The 23,762-nt window shown below is 48.8% G+C and carries 18 protein-coding genes; 14 read left to right on the forward strand and 4 right to left on the reverse strand.

Annotated features, from left to right (window positions below):
• Positions 1 to 2: 2 nt before the first annotated feature.
• The 3 genes from ACLIN2_RS15240 to ACLIN2_RS15250 are packed head-to-tail and all read right to left on the reverse strand — an operon-like array spanning position 3 to position 3,723.
• Positions 3 to 1,160, reverse strand: coding sequence for a Ger(x)C family spore germination protein (locus ACLIN2_RS15240; protein WP_400581797.1), 1,158 nt, complete (start codon positions 1,158 to 1,160; stop codon positions 3 to 5).
• A 14-nt stretch (positions 1,161 to 1,174) separates the two neighbouring features.
• Positions 1,175 to 2,626 (reverse strand): spore germination protein, encoded by a 1,452-nt coding sequence (locus tag ACLIN2_RS15245; RefSeq protein ID WP_400581796.1) that lies wholly within the window; start codon positions 2,624 to 2,626, stop codon positions 1,175 to 1,177.
• Positions 2,623 to 3,723, reverse strand: coding sequence for an endospore germination permease (locus ACLIN2_RS15250; protein WP_411504482.1), 1,101 nt, complete (start codon positions 3,721 to 3,723; stop codon positions 2,623 to 2,625). Before ACLIN2_RS15250 ends, ACLIN2_RS15245 begins: the two co-directional genes overlap by 4 nt.
• Before the next feature lie 211 nt (positions 3,724 to 3,934).
• Here ACLIN2_RS15250 and ACLIN2_RS15255 point away from each other — a divergent pair, with 211 nt between their 5' ends.
• The 8 genes from ACLIN2_RS15255 (at position 3,935) to ACLIN2_RS15290 (ending at position 15,489) form a co-directional block, all read left to right on the forward strand.
• Complete coding sequence (locus ACLIN2_RS15255) at positions 3,935 to 4,930, forward strand: beta-ketoacyl-ACP synthase III (RefSeq protein ID WP_411504483.1); 996 nt, start codon at positions 3,935 to 3,937, stop codon at positions 4,928 to 4,930.
• On the forward strand, positions 4,920 to 6,089 hold the full coding sequence (locus ACLIN2_RS15260) for an ATP-grasp domain-containing protein (protein ID WP_411504484.1): 1,170 nt from the start codon (positions 4,920 to 4,922) through the stop codon (positions 6,087 to 6,089). The genes ACLIN2_RS15255 and ACLIN2_RS15260 overlap by 11 nt, the downstream gene beginning before the upstream one ends.
• Entirely contained in the window at positions 6,086 to 7,087 is a 1,002-nt protein-coding gene (locus ACLIN2_RS15265) for an NAD-dependent epimerase/dehydratase family protein (protein WP_411504485.1), read from the forward strand. Before ACLIN2_RS15260 ends, ACLIN2_RS15265 begins: the two co-directional genes overlap by 4 nt.
• Positions 7,077 to 7,928 (forward strand): MBL fold metallo-hydrolase, encoded by an 852-nt coding sequence (locus ACLIN2_RS15270; RefSeq protein ID WP_411504486.1) that lies wholly within the window; start codon positions 7,077 to 7,079, stop codon positions 7,926 to 7,928. The genes ACLIN2_RS15265 and ACLIN2_RS15270 overlap by 11 nt, the downstream gene beginning before the upstream one ends.
• Positions 7,916 to 9,247, forward strand: a complete 1,332-nt coding sequence (locus ACLIN2_RS15275; protein WP_411504487.1) for a F390 synthetase-related protein — start codon at positions 7,916 to 7,918, stop codon at positions 9,245 to 9,247. Before ACLIN2_RS15270 ends, ACLIN2_RS15275 begins: the two co-directional genes overlap by 13 nt.
• Positions 9,234 to 10,394: a GNAT family N-acetyltransferase gene (locus ACLIN2_RS15280; RefSeq protein WP_411504488.1), complete on the forward strand. Its 1,161-nt coding sequence runs from the start codon at positions 9,234 to 9,236 to the stop codon at positions 10,392 to 10,394. Before ACLIN2_RS15275 ends, ACLIN2_RS15280 begins: the two co-directional genes overlap by 14 nt.
• Positions 10,395 to 10,480: 86 nt before the next feature.
• Complete coding sequence (locus ACLIN2_RS15285; protein ID WP_411504489.1) at positions 10,481 to 15,184, forward strand: helix-turn-helix transcriptional regulator; 4,704 nt, start codon at positions 10,481 to 10,483, stop codon at positions 15,182 to 15,184.
• Positions 15,185 to 15,291: 107 nt separating this feature from the next.
• Positions 15,292 to 15,489, forward strand: a complete 198-nt coding sequence (locus ACLIN2_RS15290) for a hypothetical protein (RefSeq protein WP_327929220.1) — start codon at positions 15,292 to 15,294, stop codon at positions 15,487 to 15,489.
• A gap of 80 nt (positions 15,490 to 15,569) precedes the next feature.
• Here the strand turns inward: ACLIN2_RS15290 and ACLIN2_RS15295 are convergent, their stop codons facing one another.
• The gene (locus tag ACLIN2_RS15295; RefSeq protein WP_411504490.1) at positions 15,570 to 16,697 is read right to left on the reverse strand and encodes a catalase; all 1,128 of its coding nucleotides are present in this window, start codon (positions 16,695 to 16,697) and stop codon (positions 15,570 to 15,572) included.
• A gap of 120 nt (positions 16,698 to 16,817) precedes the next feature.
• Here ACLIN2_RS15295 and ACLIN2_RS15300 point away from each other — a divergent pair, with 120 nt between their 5' ends.
• From ACLIN2_RS15300 to ACLIN2_RS15325, 6 genes are all read left to right on the forward strand, one after another.
• Complete coding sequence (locus ACLIN2_RS15300; RefSeq protein WP_411504491.1) at positions 16,818 to 18,848, forward strand: peptidoglycan D,D-transpeptidase FtsI family protein; 2,031 nt, start codon at positions 16,818 to 16,820, stop codon at positions 18,846 to 18,848.
• 141 nt (positions 18,849 to 18,989) lie between these two features.
• Complete coding sequence (bla, locus tag ACLIN2_RS15305; RefSeq protein ID WP_411504550.1) at positions 18,990 to 19,907, forward strand: class A beta-lactamase; 918 nt, start codon at positions 18,990 to 18,992, stop codon at positions 19,905 to 19,907.
• A 290-nt stretch (positions 19,908 to 20,197) separates the two neighbouring features.
• A complete protein-coding gene (locus ACLIN2_RS15310) occupies positions 20,198 to 21,994 on the forward strand; it encodes a BlaR1 family beta-lactam sensor/signal transducer (RefSeq protein ID WP_411504492.1) in 1,797 nt (598 codons plus the stop codon).
• A gap of 49 nt (positions 21,995 to 22,043) precedes the next feature.
• Positions 22,044 to 22,418, forward strand: coding sequence for a penicillinase repressor BlaI (blaI, locus tag ACLIN2_RS15315; protein ID WP_327929212.1), 375 nt, complete (start codon positions 22,044 to 22,046; stop codon positions 22,416 to 22,418).
• 79 nt (positions 22,419 to 22,497) lie between these two features.
• Positions 22,498 to 22,863, forward strand: coding sequence for a YxiJ family protein (locus tag ACLIN2_RS15320; RefSeq protein ID WP_411504493.1), 366 nt, complete (start codon positions 22,498 to 22,500; stop codon positions 22,861 to 22,863).
• 192 nt (positions 22,864 to 23,055) lie between these two features.
• Positions 23,056 to 23,613 carry a GNAT family N-acetyltransferase gene (locus tag ACLIN2_RS15325; RefSeq protein WP_411504494.1) on the forward strand — a complete coding sequence of 186 codons (558 nt, stop codon included), beginning with the start codon at positions 23,056 to 23,058 and terminating at the stop codon, positions 23,611 to 23,613.
• Positions 23,614 to 23,762: the final 149 nt, after the last annotated feature.

A 23,762-nucleotide genomic window follows, 5' to 3' on the forward strand; every position in this document is an offset into this window, starting at 1 on the left:
TGTTACGGTTTGCGATTAAATCCTCCTTTCATTTTGCCTGTGCTAGTCACCTTCACCTCTACCTTTACACTTCCGAGCGAATTTTTGTCTAAAAAGAAGGGCTTATTTTTGGTCAGGCGATGAAAATCAGCAGGGAAATCACGGTAGATGATTTCGCGTAATTGGTAAGGATCGCATTTGAGGGCTACGCTTTTCGCAAACGTTTTTCTCAGCTCAGCTTCGATGGCCTCGGCGGCATGCCGCTCAAGCGTGCTTGTCGGAATATCATCGAACTGCTCATAAATCGTTCCTTCTACTTTTACGTGTATATCAAACGTCACGGTATTTCCCTTGATGTGAGGTTTCACTTTAAAGCGAGGATGAGTCATCATGATCACGATACCCGCAGGAGCTTTTGACGGTATGCGGAGAGGAGTTTTTTCGAGTTCGTGATTCGTCCAGCGTATGCCTTTTAGCTCGTAGAGTGGCATCCACGTGTTTAACCGCTCATTCTCGAAAAAGTAAGCGCCAGAAATCATAAACATTCCTTTTTTCAGGTGATCCTCCCGCCAGTTCTTCTTGGAGATGGCGATAGAGGGGATCATGGCCGGGTTCCCTTTTTCATGAAGATTCGCGATGGCATGGTTTCCGTTCAAGGGGACTAAAAAAGATTTTTGGCTACTCATTTGCACGCCAGTAAACATGATCGTGTCCAGGGGAGAGAGGTTAAAGATCGACTTTTGCGTCAAAATGTCCGTCAAATTATCTTTGGTACCGTATACGAGGATATTGTAGCGAATTTCACGATTGCGATTTAACGTACTGCATATTTCGGCAACTCCCTGTTTCAAGGCTCTCTCCGTCACGACCACAGATTTGAGATGTCCCCAAAACAAAGGGTATTGGGAGGTAGCATTGATTTCCGTCAGCGAACCAGACAGACTTTGTCCATCTCCAACACCAATCCATATCGGAACGGGCTTTCCTAGCACGGAATCCTCTGAGCGGGCGATATTGCTGAAATTCAAAACTTGCACATAGGATACATACTTGCCATTGACATAATCAACACCAAGAGCAGTCACATAGGCCAAATTCTGAATGTCCCGCGAGTTTCCGCATCCGGGAAGGAACAAGAGAAGGACGAGCAGGGAATGGACAAAAATGCGATCTACCTTCAATGCACACACCCTCCTTACCGATCATCGTCCTGTGTTCGGATGCTGGTTGGCCGGCGGCGCAGCATCTCCCATGGCACTCGCAAAAAAGACTGAACGACTGTTTTCAAGAGCAACGGGGAGAGCGGCGCCAAATAACTTACTCCAAACGATCGCTGGCTTGCCATATAGGCGACAAATAAGACGATGCCCAGAATGACCCCGTACATCCCGAGAAAACAAGCGAGAAAGAAGAAAAAGAAACGCAAAATACTGCTGACGGAGCTGAGTGATTGGTTGACCAATGTTACACTGCAAATAGCTGTGATGGCACCGACAACAACCACCGAGGGGGAGACGAGCCCTGCTCGAATAGCGGCATCGCCAATAATTAACCCTCCGATAGAAGTCAGTGTTTGGCCAATCGCATTGGGCAGACGAATCCCTGCTTCCCGAAATATCTCCAGGAGCATCAGCAGGATGAACATCTCAATCTGCGAGGAGAAGGGTAGCCCCAAACGTGAAACGGCAATGGTAGCCATGATTCGAAAGGGAAGCTGATCTTGATGAAACGCCATCAAAGCGACCCATACGGCTGGTAAAAAGACAGAGAGAAAAAGGCTGAAAATTCGAATGACCCTCGCGAAAGAGATGTAGGTATAATTGAAATGTATATCTTCAGGAGACTTCAAAATCAAGCTTAACCCTGCAGGTCCGACTAAAACCATCGGATTTCCGTCAAGGACAAGCACAAATCTTCCAGCCAGTAAAGCATTCACGCAAAAGTCTGTTCTGCCTGTGTATTCGATGAGCGGCAAAATTTTTAGCTTAGAGCCAGTTAAAGCTTCTTCCAGCTGGTTTATGCTGTAAAGGCCATCGGTTACGATCGAGGTAAGTCTTGTTTTTACTTCTGCTAATATTTTGGGGTTGATAATATCAGTAAAATAGAGCAAGGCTACCTTGGTCTTTGTTCGTTTGCCGATGACAAACTCTTCCACGTGTAGGGAGTGGCTGCGGATTCGTTTGCGAATAAGCGCCACGCTGGTCGTGATATCCTCCGTAAAACCGTCTTTCGGCCCTTTGATGGAGATTTCTGTACTCGACTCTTCGGGTGGACGCTTGGGTACGCTGTTCAAATGCATTCGGTAGAATCGGAATTCGTTTACAAAAAAAAGAAAAAGATCCCCTTCGAAAATAGATTCGTCAATTTCGTCGATAGAAGGAACATCCAGAAAAGAGACGAGGGAAAGCTTGGTCTTCAACAGATCCAGCGATTGATCCTCCAAAGTTGGAGACTCGTAATAACGAATGAGCTCAGGCAGGACGAGTTCTTGGATACGGATGGAGTCACATAAGCCATTTACATAGATCAGAAGGACAGTCGGAGTAGAGTCTGACTGAAAATAGCAAGGCTCAATACTGACATCAGCCGACCCTTTATAGAGATCCTTGAATTGATCTTCCGACCAACTGCGCTTCATCTTCGTCATCCGGATTCAGCCTTTCGCAGAGGTTTCGCAAATAAGGTAATCAAAAACCAAATGATCGATAAGGAGAAGAGTACATAAAAGGAAATAGGGATGGAATAGTGGTACATCCACAGATAAAAGGTGTAATCATTAATGGCTGGAATACTACAGAGCAAGATGTAGCTTGCCATCACGATAAGAATCGTACATATCCGATGCCCACTTTTTTTTATGGGCAAGGTATCGATGAGCAAATAAACAGCAGTGCTTACCCGCACGCAGGCACCCGCCAGCCATTGGAAAATGGAAAAGAAGTCTACGTGCTCGATGTATTGGCCGATGCTGACAAGTCTCCACTGTTCGTAAGGGGATGTCATTTGCTTGGCAGCCTCAACTGGACCAAACTCTGTGATAGCTCCCAAGATTGGTCCCATCATGATGATGATCGTGAAGATGCTGTACGAAAAGAATTGCCAGGTCTTAAGCTTCTGCGTCAATCGATGCTGGAGCAACAGAACAAGGAGCATTTCAGAAAAGCCCCCAGCGGCATAGATCATACCGTTTCTCACAGGTTCCCATCCGTATTCCAGTATAGGCTTGAGGAGCTGGAAGTTCTTTTCGGCCGAGTTTGCCAGACTGACGAAAATGCCCAAGAGGATGACGATCGGAAGCAAAATTCCCGAAGTAATCGCGATGATCCGAACTCCCCAGATAGAGAGGACCAGGCAAATGATGATCAATGCCAAAACAAGTAAAATCGCCGATGATCCCGGCAAGTAGTTGGTCGTATTCCAGGTAACGGTGTGGATAACCGTTGTCGCACCAATCAAGTACAAATTCAACCAAATGGGGATCATGAGAATCCACATGATCACGGGATGCGTACTCTTCGCTAACCACTCCTTCCAAGGACGTTGACCCGATCTCGTGCTCATCCAGTTTAAAAGGAGACACCATCCAATAAAAAGCAGCCCGGTCACCAGAACGGTAATCCAAGCATCTCTTCCAGAAGCGTCAAGCAGCATAGGGTTGATGATCACATGGTTCTTGAGCCCATTCATCAGGGCGAATATCGTAAACAATTGAATCACAGAGATTCCGCTTGATTCATTACCCACTTATGAGGACAACCTTCCTTTTTGACTATATGGGTAATGATGCCATTTTCAGGGCTTCCTTATGCGGATTTTGGTAAAGCGATAAGATTCGAGCAACTTGAGAGCATTACTTCTATGAATCGAAAGATAGATTGACATACCACTCCATTCATATATTGTAAATTGTAGGAAGAAAAGAGAGATTGTGAACGAAGTAGAGGAGAACCGCAGCATGGAAAGAAAAGTAAAAATCTTGGGGACAGGTAAATACTTGCCCCAGCGACAAGTGACGGCAGAGGAGCTTGATGAAAAGCTTGGCCTCTCTGCAGGGTGGGTTGCAAAAAAATCGGGTGTGCGGATCAGGCACTTCGTGACGGACGAAACGGCATCCCAGATGGGAGCCATCGCGGCGCAGCGAGCATTGGAAATGGCTGGGCTCGACTTTTCTGATATCGACTGTCTCGTTTGCGCAAGTGGAACCTCTCAGCAGGAAATTCCCTGCACAGCAGCACTCATTCAGAAAGAATTGCATCAATCCCATTCGGGTATTCCCTGCTTTGATATGAACTCGACCTGCCTGAGCTTTGTGACGGCTTTGGATATGTTATCCTGCTCGTTAGCCATGGGATGCTACCAGCGGATTCTCATCGTCTCTACAGAAGTATCCTCCGTAGGGCTAAATTGGGGTCAAAAAGAGAGCTGTATCCTTTTTGGCGATGGAGCTGCTGCCGTGGTGATCGGGCGAACAGGGGAAGGGGAGAATTCCCGTATCCTGTCTTCTCGCATGCAAACCTACAGCGAAGGAGCTCATTATTCGGAAATCAGGGGAGGAGGAACGCTGGTACACCCGAGCCAATACGGACAAGGACGAGAGGCAGACTTTCAGTTTGACATGGATGGGAAGAAGATATTTCGAATGACTTCCCAGCTCATCACCGGCTTTGTCGAAGAGCTGTTGAATTCAGTTCGTATCAATAAGCAAGACATACGGCTGGTTGTTCCGCATCAGGCAAGTGGAATGGCTTTGAGAATCATGGGAACCAAGCTGGGCTTTTCCAGCAGTCAAATGATGAATATCATCGAAAACCATGGAAACGTGATTGCTGCCTCCATTCCAATGGCTTTGCATGAGGCAATCGTGCAGGAAAAAATCCAGCGAGGTGATCTCCTGCTGCTATTAGGAACATCGGCAGGATTATCGCTTGGAGGACTCCTCCTTGAGTACTAGAAAAACGGTATTACTGACAGGAGGGAGAGCGCCCGCTACACTGGAGCTCGCTCGCCTGTTTCATCAGGCAGGGCATCGGGTCATCGTGGCGGAAAGTGCCCGTCACCATCTTTGCCAGGGTTCCCGGGCCGTGTCCCGATCCTATCGGGTACCTTCTCCGCGGCAACAGTCTGAGGGGTATATCCAAGCACTGCAAAGGATCATGGAACAGGAAAAAGTAGATATGCTCCTGCCAACCTGCGAAGAGATATTCTACGTCTCGCGTGGCCTGAATGGGTTATTGGAGAAAGGGCAGGTCCTGACAGAAGGGCTAGAAATACTGCGTCCTCTTCATGATAAATGGAGCTTTCAGCAATTGGCGAAACAGGCGGGGGCTGCAGTGCCTCTTACTCGTAAGGTAGAGACAGAAGAGCAGCTGAGGGAAGCATTGAAGCATTCGAGCAGGCAGGTCGTACTGAAGCCCGTTTTTTCCAGATTTGCCTCACGCATACGGATCGTAACAGACCCACGTTCGGCAGCGCTTGGGGAATTGCCGGCCGTTTCCAAACAAGAGCCATGGCTTGTCCAGGATTTCATCAAAGGCAGGCAAATCTGTAGCTACGCTGTGGCGCATGAAGGGAGACTGGCCCTTTATGCAGATTACGAGACCTCTTATACGGCTGGACAAGGGGCCACGATTCATTTTTCATACGCCAATCACTTCAAGGTCAAGGACTTTGTTCACCGATTTGTCCATGGACAGCAGTTTTCGGGGCAGATTGCCTTTGATTTCATAGAAGGCGAAACAGGCGAGCTTTACGTGATCGAGTGTAACCCACGCCTTACCAGCGGCATTCATTTATTTGCAGATCAGCCTGAAGCAACGGCAGCGTTTTTTGGAACACAATCAGAGTTATTCGTTCCTCACGGCAATCATCCGTCTATGCTGGGGATGGCAATGATGGCGTACGGTCTTCCGGCGGTACGGTCAGCAGCAGATGGCCGGCGCTTTTTGCAGGACTTTCGTTCGGCGCGGGATGTCGTATGGAGCAGGACAGACCCTTTCCCGTTCTTGCAACAGGTACGCATGCTGACTGATCTAGCGATGCAGTCTCGAAAGACTGGCAAAAGTATGATGGAATGCAGCACGAGCGATATAGAATGGAATGGTGAGGCATGATGAAACGAGTATTGGTGACAGGCGGAACAGGGTTCCTCGGACAAAAACTGGCGACGCGCCTCCAGGACAATGGCCATCTCGTTACCGTTATTGGGCGAAACGAGATGGCTGGCCGCTATTTAACCGATCGTGGCATTGCGTTTGTCCAAGCGGATATCACGGATAGGGAAGCGATTCGACATGCCTGCAAAGGTCAGGAAATCGTCTTTCACGCTGCAGCGTTTTCCTCCCCATGGGGAAAATACACCGATATGTACGCGACAAATGTAGAAGGGACGATCCATACCATCGAGGGCTGCCTAGCACATGGAGTAGAGAGATTGGTTCATGTCTCCACGCCCAGCATCTATTTTGACTTTGAAGACCGACTCGACATAAAAGAATCCGTACCGCTTCCCAGGCGCTTTGCCAATTCATACGCACAAACGAAATATTTGGCCGAGCTTGAGATCGAAAAGGCTTTTCAAGGAGGGCTGGCGACGATCACGATCAGGCCGCGGGGGCTTTTCGGTCCGGGAGATAACGCGATTCTTCCCAGGTTGATTCGGGCAAACGAGGAGAAATTCGTGCCTTTGGTGAATGGCGGAAAAGCTACAATCGATTTGACTTATGTAGAAAATGTCGTCGATGCCCTGCTGCTTTGTATGGATTCACCTAGTCGGACGCTGGGGCGGGCTTATAACATCACAAATGGAGAGCCTGTGACGATGATCTATGTGCTCAGAGAGGTCTTCCAGCGACTAGGCATGCCACTGCGAGCCAAGCAAATATCATACAGGGAGGCATATGCAGCAGCATGGATGCTCGAACTGGCATCCAAAACGGTTCTGGGATACCGAGAGCCAGTATTGACGCGTTACTCAGTCGGGGTGCTGGCAAAAAGCCAGACGCTAGATATTTCACGTGCGAAAGACGAGCTTGACTACCAACCGAGGGTGAGCATGCAAGAAGGAATCGAATTGTTTACGAAATGGTGGAGGACACAGCATGAACGTTAAGCTAACCCTTTTGGACACAGGCTATTGCCGGCAGCTGGAGATGTTTTCGATAAAAGGGGGCAGGCTGAAGTCAATAGATTTTCATGCCATTGCTGCGCTCATTGAGCATCCGGTACATGGCTTGTATTTATTTGATACGGGGTACTCTCCACGCTTTTTCGAGGCGACCCGTTTGTTTCCCTATGCGCTTTACCAAAAAATCACCCCGGTTGTGACAGCGCCGCAGCTAAGTATAAAGGCACAGCTGTCGGCTCACGGGATCGAAGCACAGCGTATTTCGGGGGTGCTGCTCTCTCATTTCCATGCAGATCATATCGGTGGCCTGCAGGATTTCCCAGGCGCAAAGCTTTTCTGTTTTTCCGCTGCATACGAGCATATAAAAGGAAAGCGGGGGCTCAGTGCCCTTCGCGAAGGGTATCTGCCTGATTTACTGCCTTCCGATTTTGAAAAGCGCGTGAAATTTGTAGATCATGGGGTCCCAAAAGCACTCTCGCAAACCTATCAGCCGTTTTCGCAGGCCTATGATTTCTTTGGAGATGGAAGTATGCTCTTGGTTGATCTGAGCGGACATGCTATCGGCCAATATGGTTTGTTTTTGCGTGATCAGGAGCAAGGCGACGTACTTCTCTGTGCAGATGCGGCATGGTCGAGCACGGCTTATAGGCAAAACTTGCTCCCGCATGCTCTAGCTCAGTTCATTATGGGAGATATTCGCTCTTACAGGGAAAATCTGAAACGACTCCATGAGCTGTCTGTTCATTGGCCTAGTCTGAAAATTTTGCCAACGCATTGTGCGGAAGTATGGCAAATGAGCCAAGGAGTGTTTGCATGGAGATCGTAACGTTACTGTGGCAATACTGGATGACCAAGCGTCTACAGAAAAAGTGGGCTACACGCAGCCAGCTGGAAGCCTGGCAAGAGCAGCAGGTACAAAAGCTGCTGCGCACTATTTTGCCCCGATCTCCCTTTTACCAGGAAAGGTTTGGAGATCTCCTGCCGGATGCGTGGAGGGAGCTTGCACCCATCGATAAACAGCTTATGATGGAAAATTTCAGTTCCCTAAATACGTTTGGAATCCACAAAGAGGATGCGTTTCAAGTCGCTTTTCAAGCGGAGGATTCACGAGATTTTACACCGCAGATCGGAAAAGTGACAGTTGGATTGTCTTCGGGAACGTCGGGGAACCGAGGGATTTTTCTCGTCGGGCCACAGGAGCGGGCGAGATGGGCGGGAATGGTTTTGGCAAAGGCGCTTCCTGGGCAGCTGTGGAACGACCATCGAATTGCCTTTTTCCTTCGTGCCAACAGCAATCTCTATACCTCTGTGAATCGGCGGCGCATTCGCTTTTCCTTTTTTGATCTGTTACATCCGATTTCAGAGCATATACAACGGCTAAACGAGTTTTTTCCAACCGTACTCGTGGCGCCACCCTCCATGCTCCGTTTGTTAGCCGAAGCGAAACAAAGAGGGGAGCTTCGGGTGTCTCCCGCCAAGATTATTTCGGTAGCCGAAGTGCTGGATCCGCTAGATGAAGCTTTCATTCGCCAAGTCTTTCACCAGAATATTCACCAAATCTATCAATGCACGGAAGGATTTCTTGCTGTGACTTGTGCGCACGGCACCCTGCATGTGAATGAAGACATCCTCGTGATGGGAAAAGAGTATCTGGATGAACAGAAGGAGCGATTTTACCCAATCCTTACAGATTTCTCTCGTACGTCCCAGCCGATCATACGTTATCGGCTAAACGATATTTTGACAGAGAAGAAAACCGCTTGTCCATGCGGTTCTCTTTTTACAGCCTTGGAGAAGATTGAGGGACGAGCAGACGATGTGTTCCTGTTCAGGCACAAAAATCAACCGCAAAATCGCTGGGTTTCAGTGTTTCCTGATTTTATCCGGCGTGCACTGCTGCGTACGTCTGAGGATATCCAGGAGTACAAAGTCAAGCAGATGAATCCGCAGCTGCTCGAGGTATCGATAAAAGCAGAAGGCAAAGAAGAGCTTTTGTATGAGCAGGTCAGAAGTCGATTGCAGGAGGCCATAAGCCAGCATGGCGCTCAGATTCCGAAGATACAGTTTACCCCATACGAGCGAGTGTCAGGCGGGAAGAAAATGCGACGAGTGGAGAGGATGTTTACTCAAAGTGAAATCGAGTAGAAATGTACGTCGCTACGATCAAGGCGCTTTGCAGGAAGTTCCCTGGGAACAAATGAAAGACGGAGCTTATGTGAAAGCCTACCTATCTGCCTGCCTGATAGATGGAGCAGAACGCTATGTGAAAAACGTACGGACAAAAATGGAGGCACTAGCCGTTGATGACATCGTGTTGCCTGTGACCATCAATGAAACGGAATACGAAAACTCCTACGTGTGTTCGCCGTATACTCACTACATTACCTATGCCCGGGAAGAGCTGCGGATGCTGCGGATGCCGATGCTCGAATGGATTTTGGAGCGAGTATTAAAGGGACTCGGTTGGCTGCTCAAGATAAGCAGGGTCAATCAGATCGCCATCCTCAACAACTGGCTCCTCTCTACCAATCTCTATCATGACTTGTCCCCGGAACAGATATCTGCACTCACACAATTTTGTACCCATGAATTTCTTCAGTATGTGATCGCCTTTCGCTCTGTGAGTGCGAAATTGCACCCTGCTATGTACGAAGGGATGCGAAAAGCGGGGTATCTCATGGTGCCGAGCCGTTGCATCTATCTCTTTCATCCTGATTGGCCTGCTCTTGGTGGGTGGCGAGTACGCAATACGCTGAAGCGCGATCAGCGAATGCTGCAAAACTCCGGTTATCGCGTCGTTCCACATGAAGAACTGCACCAAGCTTTGGTCGGGCGGATCATCGACTTGTATAACGCTCTCTATTTGGATAAATACTCCCATCAAAATCCTCAGTTTACCCATGACTTTATTAGGCTTGCTCTGAAAAAGAGGACATTGACATTAATAGGGCTCGAGAAGGATGGACAGCTGGATGGCATCCTCGGGTACTTTGAGCGGAATGGGGTCATGACGACACCGCTATTCGGATATGACACCACGCTGCCGAAAGAAGCGGGTTTGTACCGGATGCTGTCCAGCTTACTGGTACAAGAAGCCAGGAAAAAGGAACTGCTGCTGCATCAAAGCGCAGGAGTTGGGGCCTTCAAGGCGGATCGAGGCGCAGTGGGAGAAGTAGAGTATACCGCCGTGTACGTCAGACATCTTCCCTTGTCCCGTCGGATTGTTTGGCGTGTGTTGTCATGGATCCTCTTGCGGTTCGGCGTTCCCTTGATTCAAAAGTACCAACTGTAGTCGAATGATGGCAGAATTTTGATAGATGAGAGCCTGCGAGCGCTATATAATATCGAAAGAAATGGAAATCATGGGGAGTTTTGAAAATGGCAGCTTTACCTGGCTACGCTTTGCAGGAAGTGATATACCAAAGCGAAAAAAAGAGGATTTACCGCGCTTTGCGATCTGCGGATGGGAAGTCAGTCATTATCAAAGCGTTGAACGCAGAGACGATGACAACCAGTGATACAGCAAGATTGCTGCATGAATACGATGTCGCGAAGCATCTGCCCATCAAAGGAATCGTAAAGCCGTTGTCCCAGGAGCAAACGGGGGGAACCGTAGCTCTAATTATGGAAGATACAGGCGGCATATCGCTGAAAGCCTACTTGCAAAAGGGAAGGCTGACCCTGCCAGCTTTTTTCCGGATTGCTATTCAGCTGAGCCAGATCCTGATGGACATACATCGGCATGGCGTGGTTCACAAGGATTTGAAGCCGGACAATATCATCATCAACGAGCAGAGCGAGCAAGTATCTATCATTGATTTTAGCCATGCGATCTGGTTCAAGGAAAATCGCAAAAGCTATCTGGTACAGTCGCTGGAAGGAAGCTTGCCTTACATGTCACCGGAACAGACGGGACGAATGAACAGGGCAGTCGATTCCCGCAGCGACCTTTATTCGCTGGGCATCATTTTTTATGAAATCTTGACCGCTCAGTCTCCCTTTCACGCAGAGACGAAGCTGGATTGGATTCATGCTCATATGGCGAAAAAGCCAATCCCTCCACATGAATGGATCCCCGAACTCCCTATAGTCCTATCCGACATGACGATGAAGCTGCTCGCCAAAACGGCAGCCGAACGCTACCAGACCGCCTATGGACTGATGGAGGATCTAGTGCTTTGCCACAGGATGTGGGAGGAAGACGGAGAGATCCGCCCCTTTGTCATCGGGCAAAAAGATGCCTCGAGTGTGTTTCAGCTGCCCCCGACATTGTACGGTCGGGAAAACGAGATCGCTCAGCTGCGTGACGCGTACAAACGGGCCAAGGCAGGTGGGGCGGAGCTAGTGCTTGTCCGCGGCTTTTCTGGTATAGGAAAAACAGAGCTAATCAAAGAAAGCTATCGTTTGGCCGCCTCAGAAAAAGCCTATTTTATTTCAGGAAAATGGGAGCAACTGCAACAGGAGATCCCTTTCGCGCCGCTGATTCAAGCTTTTCAGGATCTTGTTCTACAGATTCTCACGGAGTCATCAGAGCGGATCGCCGAGTGGAAAAGGAAGCTGCAGCGTGCTTTGGGACGCACAGGTGCCGTCGTGACCGAGGTCATTCCGGAAATCAAATTGCTCATTGGGGAGCAGCCGTCGGTTGAAGTGTTGCCATCAGCTGAGGCGCAAAATCGCTTTCAGCTCGTCTTCCGCAAATTCGTTCAGGTATTTTCCAATCGCAATCATCCGCTTATTTTATTTCTTGACGATTTGCAATGGGCCGACCAAGCCACGCTTCATTTTATCCGACTGCTTTTCACCGAACAGGGAAGCCGTCATCTGCTTGTGGTAGGGGCATATCGGGAGAATGAAGTCTCGGATTCTCATCCGTTGCTCGAAACGATTACCGACCTGGAGGAAAAGGGGATCGCGCTGACCCGGGTGCAGCTAGGCCCACTCACGCTGGAGCATGTTCATCATTTGATTGCCCAGACGCTTTCTACTGAAAAAGAGCATATTCGTCCGCTTGCTGAAGTGATGTATCGAAAGACAGCAGGCAATCCTTTTTATTTCAAGCAGCTCTTTCAGGCCATGTACAAGGATCACCTCCTGCTTTTTAACTTCGAGAGCGCGAAATGGGAATGGGATCTGGAAGAGATGGATAAACAGCAGAGCTTCGGGGACGTCATGGAATGGATGCTTGCAAAAATGGAGCAGCTCCCCGATGAAGCCAGAGAGATACTCATGTTCGCGGGAAGCATCGGTAACCGCTTCGATCTGTACACACTGTCACGCGCCTCCGGGTTTGGCCTGCAAGATACCCTGCGCCTGCTTGAACCAGTCATCTCGGAAGGATTGGTCTTAGTCAAAGAGGAGGATTCCTCCATTGATAGGAACACGTCTTTCGAATTTTTGCATGACCGTGTTCTGCAAACGGCTTACTTATTGATTTCAGAGGATCAGAGAAAGTCCATCCATGCCAGAATTGGCAGAGCAATGCTAGAGCTAGTCGGACCGGAAAATTTGGAAGAGAGAATCTATCAAATCGTTCACCACCTCAACATCGGGAAAGAGGAGATCAAGAGCGCGGACGAGCGAAAAAGGCTGGCAGAGCTGAATTTTCAGGCTGGGATGAAAGCAAAAGCCACGACGGCATACTTCTCGGCTTTGGCGCATTTTCGCACTGGGATGGAGCTGCTCTCGGAAACAGATTGGGACGAACGCTATGCGCTCATCTTTCAAATGCATCTGCGCCTGGCGGAATGCGAATATTTGTGCACGCATTATGAAAAAGCAGAAGAAGAATTTGGGAAATTGCTGAATCGTGCCCGGGATCGTATCGACCGTGCGGAGGTGTACCGGATACGGATTGCGCTTTATACCAATCTCGGCAAGTATGTAGAGGCGATTCAGCTCGGCTTGCAAGGATTGGAAGAGCTGGGGACGTCGATATCGGTTAGGCCCAGTCCGCACACCATTCTATTCGAATCGCTTATGACGAGAGGAAAGGTTATCAAAAAGAGGGAACAGCTCCTTCAACTTCCGAACGTAAGTGATCCGACGATCAAAGCGACGATGAAATTGATTATGACACTGGTCGCACCAACGTTTTTTGCAAACAAAGAAGTGTTTGTTGTCTTGACGTGCAGATATATCCAGCTTGCTCTGAAATATGGCAACACGGATGCTTCCGCGATGGCGTACGCAAGCTTCGGTCTGGTTCTCAGCCTGATCATGAGGCGCTACAAGGAAGGGGATCAGCTGGGAGAAATTGCTATGAAATGGATGGAACAGTTTCCTCAAAATCCTTTTTCCTGCCAAACCTTGGTGGTAGCAAGAGGTACGCTCAGCCCGTGGGTACGTCATCCCAAGCACGTTCATGCAGACATCGCAAAGGCGCTTCAGCTGGGTTTGGAGCGAGGCGATTTCATTTACGCCAGCTACGCCATGGGGACACACGTCAATGCGTATTATGTATGGGGCTCTTTGCAAGGATTGGAGGAGCTTGTCACTCGTTATTTGAACGTCTTGCAACAGCTGAAGGACGAGTTTGTCCGGAAAAATTTTTACGTGTATTTACAGCTGATTCGCAACCTGCAAGGCAAAACGGATCATCGCTTTACACTTAGCGACGATCAGTTTAGCGAAGAAGCGTTTGTGCAGGAAATTCAACAAGAAGATACGCAGGTAACGACGTTCTTCCAATACTACACGTACAAAACGCAAATCTGCTATTTATTTGGCGATTATCAAGGGGCTCTCAGCTATGCCGAGAAAGCTGCTGTTCATTTGAAATACTCGACGCATCTGCTGCATGTACCGGAATTGGTATTCTACCAGACGCTGGCGATAACCGCCGGATTTGACGAGCTCTCGGATGCGAGCCGCCAAAAATACGGAAGGCTCGTGAAAAGAAATATCAAGAAAATGAAAAAATGGGCAGCAGATTGCCCAGACAATTTTGTGCATAAATACCGACTGATGGAAGCTGAAAAAGCACGCTTGGATGGTAGGGATCAAGATGCTACCGACCTATACGACCAAGCCATCCAGTCAGCGAAGGAACAGCAATATGTCCGCAACCAAGCGATCGCCTGTGAGCTTGCGGCAAGCTTTTATGGAAAGAAGAAAAAGGAGAGGTTTGCTAGAGCGTACATCACAGAAGCGATCGAAGCCTTTGGGCAGTGGGGGGCAACTGAAAAGGTCAGGCAGCTTCGAGAGAGATACCCAGAGCTGTGCGAAGACCAAGTAACGCAATGGGGCGGCGAGGACGAGCAGGAGCCACTGCACATGGGAGATCACCACGGTCTGTTTTTTAGCAGTACGACTACGCATTCAGGCTCTTCTTTCCAATTGGATCTAGAAACCTTCCAGCAAGCGCTCCTGGATTTCTCAAAGGAGACGGATTTGCCGAAGCTGCTCGTCTCTTATCTGGAAACGGCCATGAAAAATGCTGGTGCCGAGACGGGTTTTGTCCTTCTAGAGAAAGATGGTGACCTACGGGTCGAGGCCGGGAAAATAGCAGATGCTCTGCTTGATTCGGCAAATCTGGGAGAATCGGTAGACAGCTTTGCATACATTCCCGCCTCTATCGTTCATTATGTGGCGAGAACAAGACAAGCTGTCGTACTGAGCGAAGCCGAATGTTCCTCATGGCTCAGCAAAGACCCCTACGTGGTGCGATATCGCCCGCGTTCCATTCTCTGCGTGCCGATCCTTTACACAGGCGTACTGGTGGGGGTGCTTTATTTAGAGAATAGCCTGACTCCGGATGCATTCCATACCGATCGTCTGGAGTTTTCCCAGATGCTATCTGCCCAAATGGCTAGCGCCAAGCTGCTGCGATTCTCCGACGCGGGCGTAAGCGAGAAAAAAGAACCTGAAAAAACCGCTTCCTTGATCGAGCCGCTCACTGACCGGGAACAAGAGATCTTGCTTTTGATCGCAGAGGGGCTGTCCAATCAGGAGATCGCGGAAAGGTTGATTCTCACTGTTGGAACAGTCAAATCCTACATCGTGAACCTGTACGGAAAACTGCAGGTGAATCGCCGGGTTCAAGCTGTTTCAAGAGCAAAAGAGCTGGGTTTGTTGAAGGAATAGCCATCGAGTCTCATGCTTTTACGAAAAAACTAACTTTGGTTAGTTTTTTTTGCTTGCTCCGATTTGCTATTTTCACTGTTGGGAAAGATCTTGAAGGAGTGGAAAGTATGGGAGAGCAGTTGCTTACAGGGATTGTCGTGTACATTATCGTGATGATTATGTGGTTTATCCCCGGTTTTTTTGATCTAAATTGGAGCCTCTTCGATTCTGAAAGACGCAACAAACTGATGTTCAAATGGTATCTCATCTTTGCAAACGTTGTGTCGATTGGGATCGCGATATACGTAGCGGCGGAGATCTATTGATGTAAAAGGTACGGCAGCTCAGGGTGATCGATCTACGATCATTTCAGAGCTGCCGTATTTTTATGGCCTCTATGCTGAGTCTAGCGCTTTAAACGCTGAGATACTCGTTCCTCCAGCTCTGGCGAAGCGTTGTGCAGGTAGCTTAGCACGATATCCTGCAACTCTGGGGAAATACCCGCTAGGTCAGCTGCAAGATTACCTACCAAATGCTCTTGCTGCGTTGCATTTAGACTACGATAAAACTGTCCGGCTTGCGAGAAGTCGTCGGGTTTGGGAGCAGCCGATCGGACAAGGTGACCTTCCACATATTCGCCACTGCCGCTGGTTACCAGAGAAGCAGGGGTCCAGTCCTCCTGGTGATTCACTGGAATACTGCGAAAATTGGGACCTAATCTCCGCCTTTGGGAATCCCAGTAAATATTCGCACGTCCCTGAAGCATTTTGTCGGCAGACAGTTCCGCGCCTTGTAATAGATTGGACGGAGAAAAGGCCACCTTTTCTACCTGCTCCATGTAGTTATCCGGATTTTGGTTCAACACCAGTCTTCCAACCGGCAGCAAGGGATATTGCCGTTCGTCCCAGACCTTGGTATCATCCAGCGGGTCGTAGGGAAGCTTCGATTCGTCCTCGGGGTTCATCAGTTGAACATAAAGCCCGTATTCCACCGTTTTTCCTGCGGCTAGTGTCTGGAATAGATCCTGTCCCGCATAATCAGGATTCTCTCCGGCCAGACGAGCTGCTTCCTGACGATCGATGTACTGCTCGCCATCGAAAGGAAGCCAGCGGTATTTCACATAGCTGCGGACACCCTGTGCATTCCGCCAGACGTAAGTATTGACGCTATGGCCGGGGATGTGGCGAAGGCTTTTGACCGTACCTTGATCAGAGTACAGACGGACGAGAAAATGCGTGGCCTCAGGCGCTCTGGCAATAAAGCTCCAGAACCGCTCTGGGTCCAGCAGGTTATTTACGGGAGAAGGGGAAAGGGCTTTGATAGATTCAGGAAAGCGGATCGGATCCCGTACCAGAAACACAGGAATATGATTGCATACTAGATCAAAGATGCCTTCTTCGGTATAAAACTTGGTAGCAAAGCCTCGAACGTTGCGAGAGGTATCCCCGGGGTGCCTCTCACAAGTGAGACAGCTCACAGGGTATCCTACGTGGTGTCTGCATGCGAGAGGATTTGTTGGAGAGAGGTTTGACATTTTCGGATTACGAATGTAGTATTGTACTACGATTGTAATCTTAAGGGAGGAGCGGAAAGCAATCTCTCCTTTACGGGGGAGTGAGTAGCAGAAAGAGGCAATGCAAGAGGTGAAAGAAAGATGAGTGAACCATCGGTACAAGGGGAACGAAAGAAGCGCATCAACCGACTGCAAATCGTGTACCTCATGGTGTTCTTGCTGTTTGCCTCCATCATTCTGCGGCTGGCACAGCTACAAATTCAGCAAGGTGGCAAGTATACGAGCGAACTCATGGCACGATCACTCAAAAAAGATGCGATTTTGGCTATGCGCGGTAACATTTACGATCGTAGCGGGCATGTCATTGCCCAGAGCCGTCCAGCCTTTCTCGCGGTTTTTCGGGAGGAGGATACGATGAGCGAGCAAGACTACATTCAACTGGTCGAAAAGCTGGAGAACATATTGACGAACGTAGATCGCGCGACGCTTCTGAAAAAAATGGATATCGGTTACGCTTTTGAAAATGGCCGCTTCATCAGGACCGCGCGTCAAATGCCAAAATATATAGAAAAAGAGCTCAAAAGTGATCTCTCACAGAAAGAAATTGCAGAATTAAGCGAGCACCGGGGGGATTTACATGGGATCGAGGTCGTGACGAAGCCGATCAGGCAATACGACCCTAAGCAAATTGCTGTTCAGGCAGTCGGGTACGTGAGGCCCTACCATGTTGCCGAAAACCTGGATATTGCCCATTATCGCAGCGAACAGGAGAAATACTTGCCTAATCAATTCGTCGGTTTGGATGGAATTGAGCTGTCGTATGAAGATCAGCTGCGTGGAGTAAACGGCTACCGGCTGTACGAGGTGGCTGCTGATCAAACGGTTGTCAAGCAGATCGAAAAAGTCTCGCCCATAAGTGGAAACGATCTGACTCTCACGATTGACCAACGCGTGCAAACTGATATACGAGATTCGATCCAGCAGTTTTTGCCCAACCTGCGCGCTACCATCCCAGAAGCTTCCTATGCCAAGGGAGCTTATGTCGTGGCGATGGAGATCCAAACCGGAAAGATCGTGGCGATGGTCAGTTACCCCGAATACGACCCGAATGTTTGGATCGAGGGACCCGATCAGAAAAAGTACGAACAGATTCAGTACGCAGTAACGAATGGGACAATCAAAGAAGCACCGTATGACGCAAGGCCATTGACAGGGGAAGCCGCTGCCAAGGAAAACGACAAGCACCCGCGCTCCATCGTTCCATCTGGTTCTGTCATCAAGCCGATTACGATATTACTCGGTTTACAGGAAGGTATCATAGCTCCAAAGGATCAATGGACAGATCCGGGCGTTTACTTCTATGGAAGAGGAACCGATCGAATCAAGAATGATAGCGGTCATGTCTACGGAGTATTGACACCTGAGAAGGCGATCCAAAAATCCTCCAATACATACATGGCACGGATTGGAGAGGAGCTCTCTCTCAAATTTGGGAAGAAATCTTTATCGCTTCTGCAAACCTACTACCATGCGTTTGGGCTCGGGATTCAAACAGGTGTGGATTTGCCAAATGAAAGCAGGGGAAAAGAAGACTACCTCGTGATGAATGATCATTACGGTCCCTTGGCAGCCATGGTGCAAGCTTCCTTTGGTCAGCAAATTCGAGCTACCGCCATGCAGCTGGCCCAGTATACGGCGACACTGGCAAATAAGGGCGTACGCTTGCAGCCTCAATTAGTTGAAAAGATCACTGGACCAGACGGCAAGCTTGTGAAAGGCTTTACCCCGCGTGTACTTAGTACATTCCCCCATCCAGACGCCTACTGGGACATCCTTACTCGAGGAATGATGATGGTGACACAGCCGGGAGGTACGGCAGTGAATGCCTTCCGAGGTTTGCCGTATTCGGTCGCAGCCAAGACAGGAACTTCCGAACAAGACATCTATGTACCCGTCACGACGACGGATCCAAATTCGGGAGAGAAAAAGACGGACTGGAAGATGCATGCCCGTATTACAAACGGTGTGAGTATTTCCTTTGCTCCTGCAGACCGTCCCAAGCTGGCGGTTGCAGTAGTCGTTCCGGAAGGGGGGTACGGTGGACGTTCCGCAGCTGTAATTACGCGCTCCGTATATGACGCCTATGACAAATACGTCGGACTGCAAAAGTGAGCTCTCTTCGTTGTTTGGAAACGAGGGATGACTTCGGTCTCAAGGATTACAATTGTAATCAAAAGAGGGAATAGCGTATGTACAGGATATTCCTATAAATTTGGAAGAAATGAGGGGTTAGCTATGAATAAAGCAAGAAAAATGGCACGTTATCTTGCGAACGGGAAAGCAGTGATCCCATTTCTATTAATGGCTGTCGTATTTGCGGGATGCTCGTCTGTTAAGGATGAGCAGAAGGTTCCTCAAGCTAAGGAGCAGGCGAACGAACAAACATCACTTGATCCGCAGTTCGTTCAATTGGAAAAAGACTTTGGAGCGCGCCTCGGGGTTTATGCCATCGATACAGGGTCGGGAAGAGAGATCAAGTATCGCGGCGAGGAACGATTCGCATTTGCCTCGACTTTCAAAGCGCTGGCAGCAGGAGCGGTGCTCAAACAAAGTACAGACGAGCAGCTCCATGCGGTAATCAACTATACAAATGATGAACTGGTAACGTATTCGCCAGTAACAGAGAAGCACGTACAAACAGGGATGACGCTCAGTGAGATCAGCGAAGCGGCTATCCGCTACAGTGACAATACGGCAGGGAATCTCATGCTCAAGCAGCTGGGCGGACCGGAAGGCTTTGAAAAGATCTTGCGAGAGCTGGGCGATAAAGTAACGAGCCCTGTCCGCTATGAAACCGAGCTGAATGAAGCCATTCCTGGTGACACTCGGGATACCAGCACACCAAAGGCGCTGGCTGTCACACTCCAAAAATTGACGCTTGGGGATGTACTGCCCGAGGAAAAACGCTCTATGCTGATTAACTGGATGCTTGGCAACGAAACAGGTGATAAGCTGATTCGTGCTGGCGCACCAAAGGATTGGATCGTCGCGGATAAATCAGGTGCCGGAAGCTATGGCACACGCAACGATATTGCCGTCATCTGGCCCGCAAATGGGGATCCGATTGTCATGGCTGTTTTATCCAGTAAAGAAAAACAGGATGCTACGTACGACAATGCGCTTATAGAAAAGGCCGCAAAAGTCGCACTCGATGCCTTAACCTCCAATTAGTCTGTCAGCAAAGACTCGCAAATGGCTTTCGCAGCTGTTTGCGAGTCTTTTTGAACGTATAAGAATTTATAAGCGTCATGCTTATGAATTCTGGAGCGCATGGCGAGGTGCCTCAGCGTCCGCTTCTGGCATTCCTTCGGTAAAACTTTCCCTAAAACGCGGTCGCTCCTCCATGAGATGGCCTCGATAGAGGTTTTCTTAACCGTAAGACTTCTCCTTTTACGCTTGCATATTTCGTCTTACACTTGTAATATATGAGTGGTTCAGGCTCCATGAAGGAGAGGAGAAGTATGTTTTTGACCCATTTCCTGACATGTTTAATCGTGTCTTCTTTTAGCATGGCTGTTATTTTGCTGACGAAAAAGATCTTTCAAAGGAATCTTTCAGCAAGATGGCATTATAATATTTGGTATTTATTGTTTGTTGCCTTGCTCATTCCCTTTATTCCCAAGCCGCTATTGTCATTTAGCAGTGCGTTTCCGATAGAGGCTTTTCACTCGGACAGCTGGCTCGGCAGCTTAGAAGCGATGGCCCAGAGTCCAGCTCAGGAAAAGGCGAACTGGTTAAACGATTTTGCCGTTTCGGTTGATCGCGCAACTCCGGCGTATTTGGATCATCTTGTGGTGATAATTTGGGTGGCAGGAATGCTGCTCTTTACGGTTCCTGCCATACACGCCGTGCTTAAAATGGAGAAAATAAAAAAATCCACTTCCCGCATCCATAATCCTGACCTGCTGCGATTGCTCGAGGAGTGCAAGCAGCGTGTCCAGCTATCCGCAGAATTGATCGTAGGGGAATCACCGCTGGTGCAATCTCCGATGATGTTTGGACTGCGCAGGACGTACATTGTCTTTCCCATCGGTTTTCAGGAGTGGCTATCGCAAAACGAGATCAGGTATGTGCTTTTGCATGAGCTGAGTCACTCCAAAAATAAAGACAATCTGTCCAATTTTTTGATCGTCTTGTTTCAGCTTCTGTACTGGTTTAGTCCGCTCGTTTGGATTGCCTTTCGAGAGATGCGCGTGGATCGTGAAATCGCCTGTGATAGTGATGTTCTTCAGACGCTGGATGAACGTAGCCATGTCGAATACGGCCATACGATCATTCATTTTGTAGGCAAAATTTCAAAGCAAAAGAGATTTGTCTTGGAAAGCGAAATGGGCAGCTCCAAAGAGCAATTAAAAAGGCGCATCCAAAAGATTGCCACGTTTCAAATGGAATCCACACAGCTGCGGACGAAAAGTATTGCTGTTTTTATCCTTGCAGGCGCGATCGTGATCAGTCAGATCCCCCTCGTTACCGCAATCGCAAGCGACAGCACGAGCTACCAATTTCACGGCGACAACGCAGACTACGAGGATCTCGCGTCATTTTTTGCTGGATATGATGGCAGCTTCGTCTTGTATGATCAAAAAGCTGATCGTTACAGCATTTACAATAAGCAACAGAGCGAATCACGGGTGTCACCCGATTCGACGTACAAGATATATAGCGCGTTGTTCGCCTTGGAGACACATGTGATTACGAATGACCATTCCACTCTTGCTTGGAGCGGTGTGCCATCTCCCTATGCGGAATGGAACAGAGACCAGACCCTGAACACCGCGATGAAAAGCTCCGTGAACTGGTACTTCCAGGAGCTTGATCAAGCAACGGGAATCGATCATTTGCAGGCGTATCTATCACAGATTGGCTATGGAAATGAAAACGTGTCAGGTGGCGTAGATTCATTCTGGATGGAATCCTCCCTAAAGATTTCTCCGGTAGAGCAAGTGCTGCTCCTTCGCTCTTTTTATTTCAATCAATTTGGGTTCCAGGAGCCAAACATACAGACAGTGAAGAATGCGATTGCATTAGAAGAAAAAGATGGAGTCCTGCTATCCGGAAAAACAGGAACAGGCGCAGTCAATCACAAAGAGACAAACGGTTGGTTTATCGGTTATGTGGAGACGAAGGGAAACACGTATTTTTTTGCAACCAATATTCAGGGTAAAGATCACAGCTCTGGAAGCAAAGCAGCCGAGATCACTCTTTCGATCTTAAAAGAAAAAGGAATCTATGAAAGCCCGCGCCTTGTTGATCAGTAGATGACAACGATCGCATCATGACAAGTGGAATCGTAAGGGGGTGGTAATGGTGGCAAATAAAGTTCCAGGAATCACGGAAGCAGAGTGGGAGGTCATGAATGTACTCTGGGAAAAGTCTCCACAAACGGCGAACGAAGTCATTTCCTCCTTGCAGGAAAAAATGGATTGGAAGCCAAAGACGATTCGTACCCTTTTGGATCGTCTCGTGAAAAAAGAGGTAGTCGGCGTAAATCAAAATCAAAAGGTGTATACGTTTTACCCCCGCTATACGCAAGCGGAGTGCCAACAAGCCGAAGCACAGTCGTTTTTGAAACGAATTTATGGTGGGACGATGAAATCCATGCTCGTTCAGTTCATTCAGGACGATTCCTTGTCGGAAGAGGACATGAAGGAGCTGCGCTCCATATTAGATAAAAAATCATAGCAGCTCGTAAAAGGGAAAGAGGGAAATGTATGCTCCCTCTTTTTTTTGGCACAAACATATGTCCAGAGGGGAATCGCTTATGGAGGATATTGTAAAACAGCTAACCTACATAAATAATAAATTATTCGATCCTTTTCCTCAAAAGGATGTACAAAAATTACAAGAGGATTTCCACGCAGAGTTCTTGAAGCTGTCAGACGAAGAGAATTGTTTAAGTGGTGATTTTCATTCTTTCTGCATGAATATCGCTGGAAGTCTAAGCTACATTTTAGCTGGTAAAAGAATCCCTCAAAATCAGGTGGAGCTTTTACGTTTTTCTTTTTTTGATTACTTTAATCAGTATAAGTTTCTTGAAGACCAAATTAGTACCTATAAGGAATTTTATGAGGAATATACAAGCTTTGAAGAGGCGAGAAAATTATTGGTAGAATTATCGTCTAAGTAATTATTTCCGCTAAAACCAGAAATGGAAAACTATCACTAAAGGATATCGTTAGTTCAAGTCTGCTGCGATTTACGAAAAGCGATCCCCTTGTAGAGAAAAGGAGAGCTCGCTTTTTATGCAACGAATTGCAAAGCGTATGGTTTTCTGCGTTTTGTTGGCGGTACCCCAATGTGAAAGAAGGGAGATTACACCATGTCGGATGAGATCACAGTACACCCCGTCGACTGGCCACCTGCCCCGATCAAGACCGAGCGGCTCGTACTCCGTCAGTCCAAGGCACGGGACCGTGCGGCGCTGATCGACCTGTTCGCCTCACCAGAGGTGGTCATCTACGTCGGCGGTGCTCGACCGCGTGAAGAGCTCGAGCGCGCTCTGCCCGAGGTTCCAGGGCAGCGCTTCGGCTTCTTCGTGGTCGAGCTCAACGGAACAACGATCGGTATGATCACGCTCGATCGGCGCGACCGGGAGCGTAAGGGTCACATCCGTCCAGAGGGCGGGGAGCCAGAGCTCGGCTACATGTTCCTGCCGCAGGCGTGGGGACGGGGGTACGCCACCGAAGCGTGCGCAGCGGCGCTCGACTGGTTCGCCAACACGCATCCCGGCGAGCGGGTGGTGCTTTCTACCCAGACCGCCAACGAGGCCTCGATGCGCGTCGCGGCGAAGCTGGGGTTCACCGAGGTGGAGCGGTTCGAGGACTACGGTGCCGAGCAGTGGCTAGGTGTGTGGTGCCCGGGTACGCCGTCCGATTGAGCAAATGCGCGAAAGCCACGGATCTACAATTCCGTTAATCGGTCGTCGTCCTCGGCGAGCCGCTTGTGCCAGTGCTTCCCAACTTCGGTGAAAACCGTTCCGACATCGCTGTCATTGGCTTCTCGCACACATCGTGCCCTGATCAGGAA

It is taken from the genome of Brevibacillus centrosporus, from assembly GCF_046622605.1.
Lineage (GTDB): Bacteria > Bacillota > Bacilli > Brevibacillales > Brevibacillaceae > Brevibacillus > Brevibacillus centrosporus.

Coding starts and splice junctions, on each gene's coding strand:
- bla (WP_411504550.1), top strand. CDS start 18,990: ATGGCACGTTATCTTGCGAACGGGAAAGCAGTGATCCCATTTCTATTA.
- ACLIN2_RS15295 (WP_411504490.1), bottom strand. CDS start 16,697: ATGTCAAACCTCTCTCCAACAAATCCTCTCGCATGCAGACACCACGTA.
- ACLIN2_RS15310 (WP_411504492.1), top strand. CDS start 20,198: ATGTTTTTGACCCATTTCCTGACATGTTTAATCGTGTCTTCTTTTAGC.
- ACLIN2_RS15265 (WP_411504485.1), top strand. CDS start 6,086: ATGATGAAACGAGTATTGGTGACAGGCGGAACAGGGTTCCTCGGACAA.
- ACLIN2_RS15300 (WP_411504491.1), top strand. CDS start 16,818: ATGAGTGAACCATCGGTACAAGGGGAACGAAAGAAGCGCATCAACCGA.
- ACLIN2_RS15255 (WP_411504483.1), top strand. CDS start 3,935: ATGGAAAGAAAAGTAAAAATCTTGGGGACAGGTAAATACTTGCCCCAG.
- ACLIN2_RS15245 (WP_400581796.1), bottom strand. CDS start 2,626: ATGACGAAGATGAAGCGCAGTTGGTCGGAAGATCAATTCAAGGATCTC.
- ACLIN2_RS15275 (WP_411504487.1), top strand. CDS start 7,916: ATGGAGATCGTAACGTTACTGTGGCAATACTGGATGACCAAGCGTCTA.
- ACLIN2_RS15325 (WP_411504494.1), top strand. CDS start 23,056: ATGTCGGATGAGATCACAGTACACCCCGTCGACTGGCCACCTGCCCCG.
- ACLIN2_RS15320 (WP_411504493.1), top strand. CDS start 22,498: ATGGAGGATATTGTAAAACAGCTAACCTACATAAATAATAAATTATTC.
- ACLIN2_RS15285 (WP_411504489.1), top strand. CDS start 10,481: ATGGCAGCTTTACCTGGCTACGCTTTGCAGGAAGTGATATACCAAAGC.
- ACLIN2_RS15290 (WP_327929220.1), top strand. CDS start 15,292: ATGGGAGAGCAGTTGCTTACAGGGATTGTCGTGTACATTATCGTGATG.
- ACLIN2_RS15270 (WP_411504486.1), top strand. CDS start 7,077: ATGAACGTTAAGCTAACCCTTTTGGACACAGGCTATTGCCGGCAGCTG.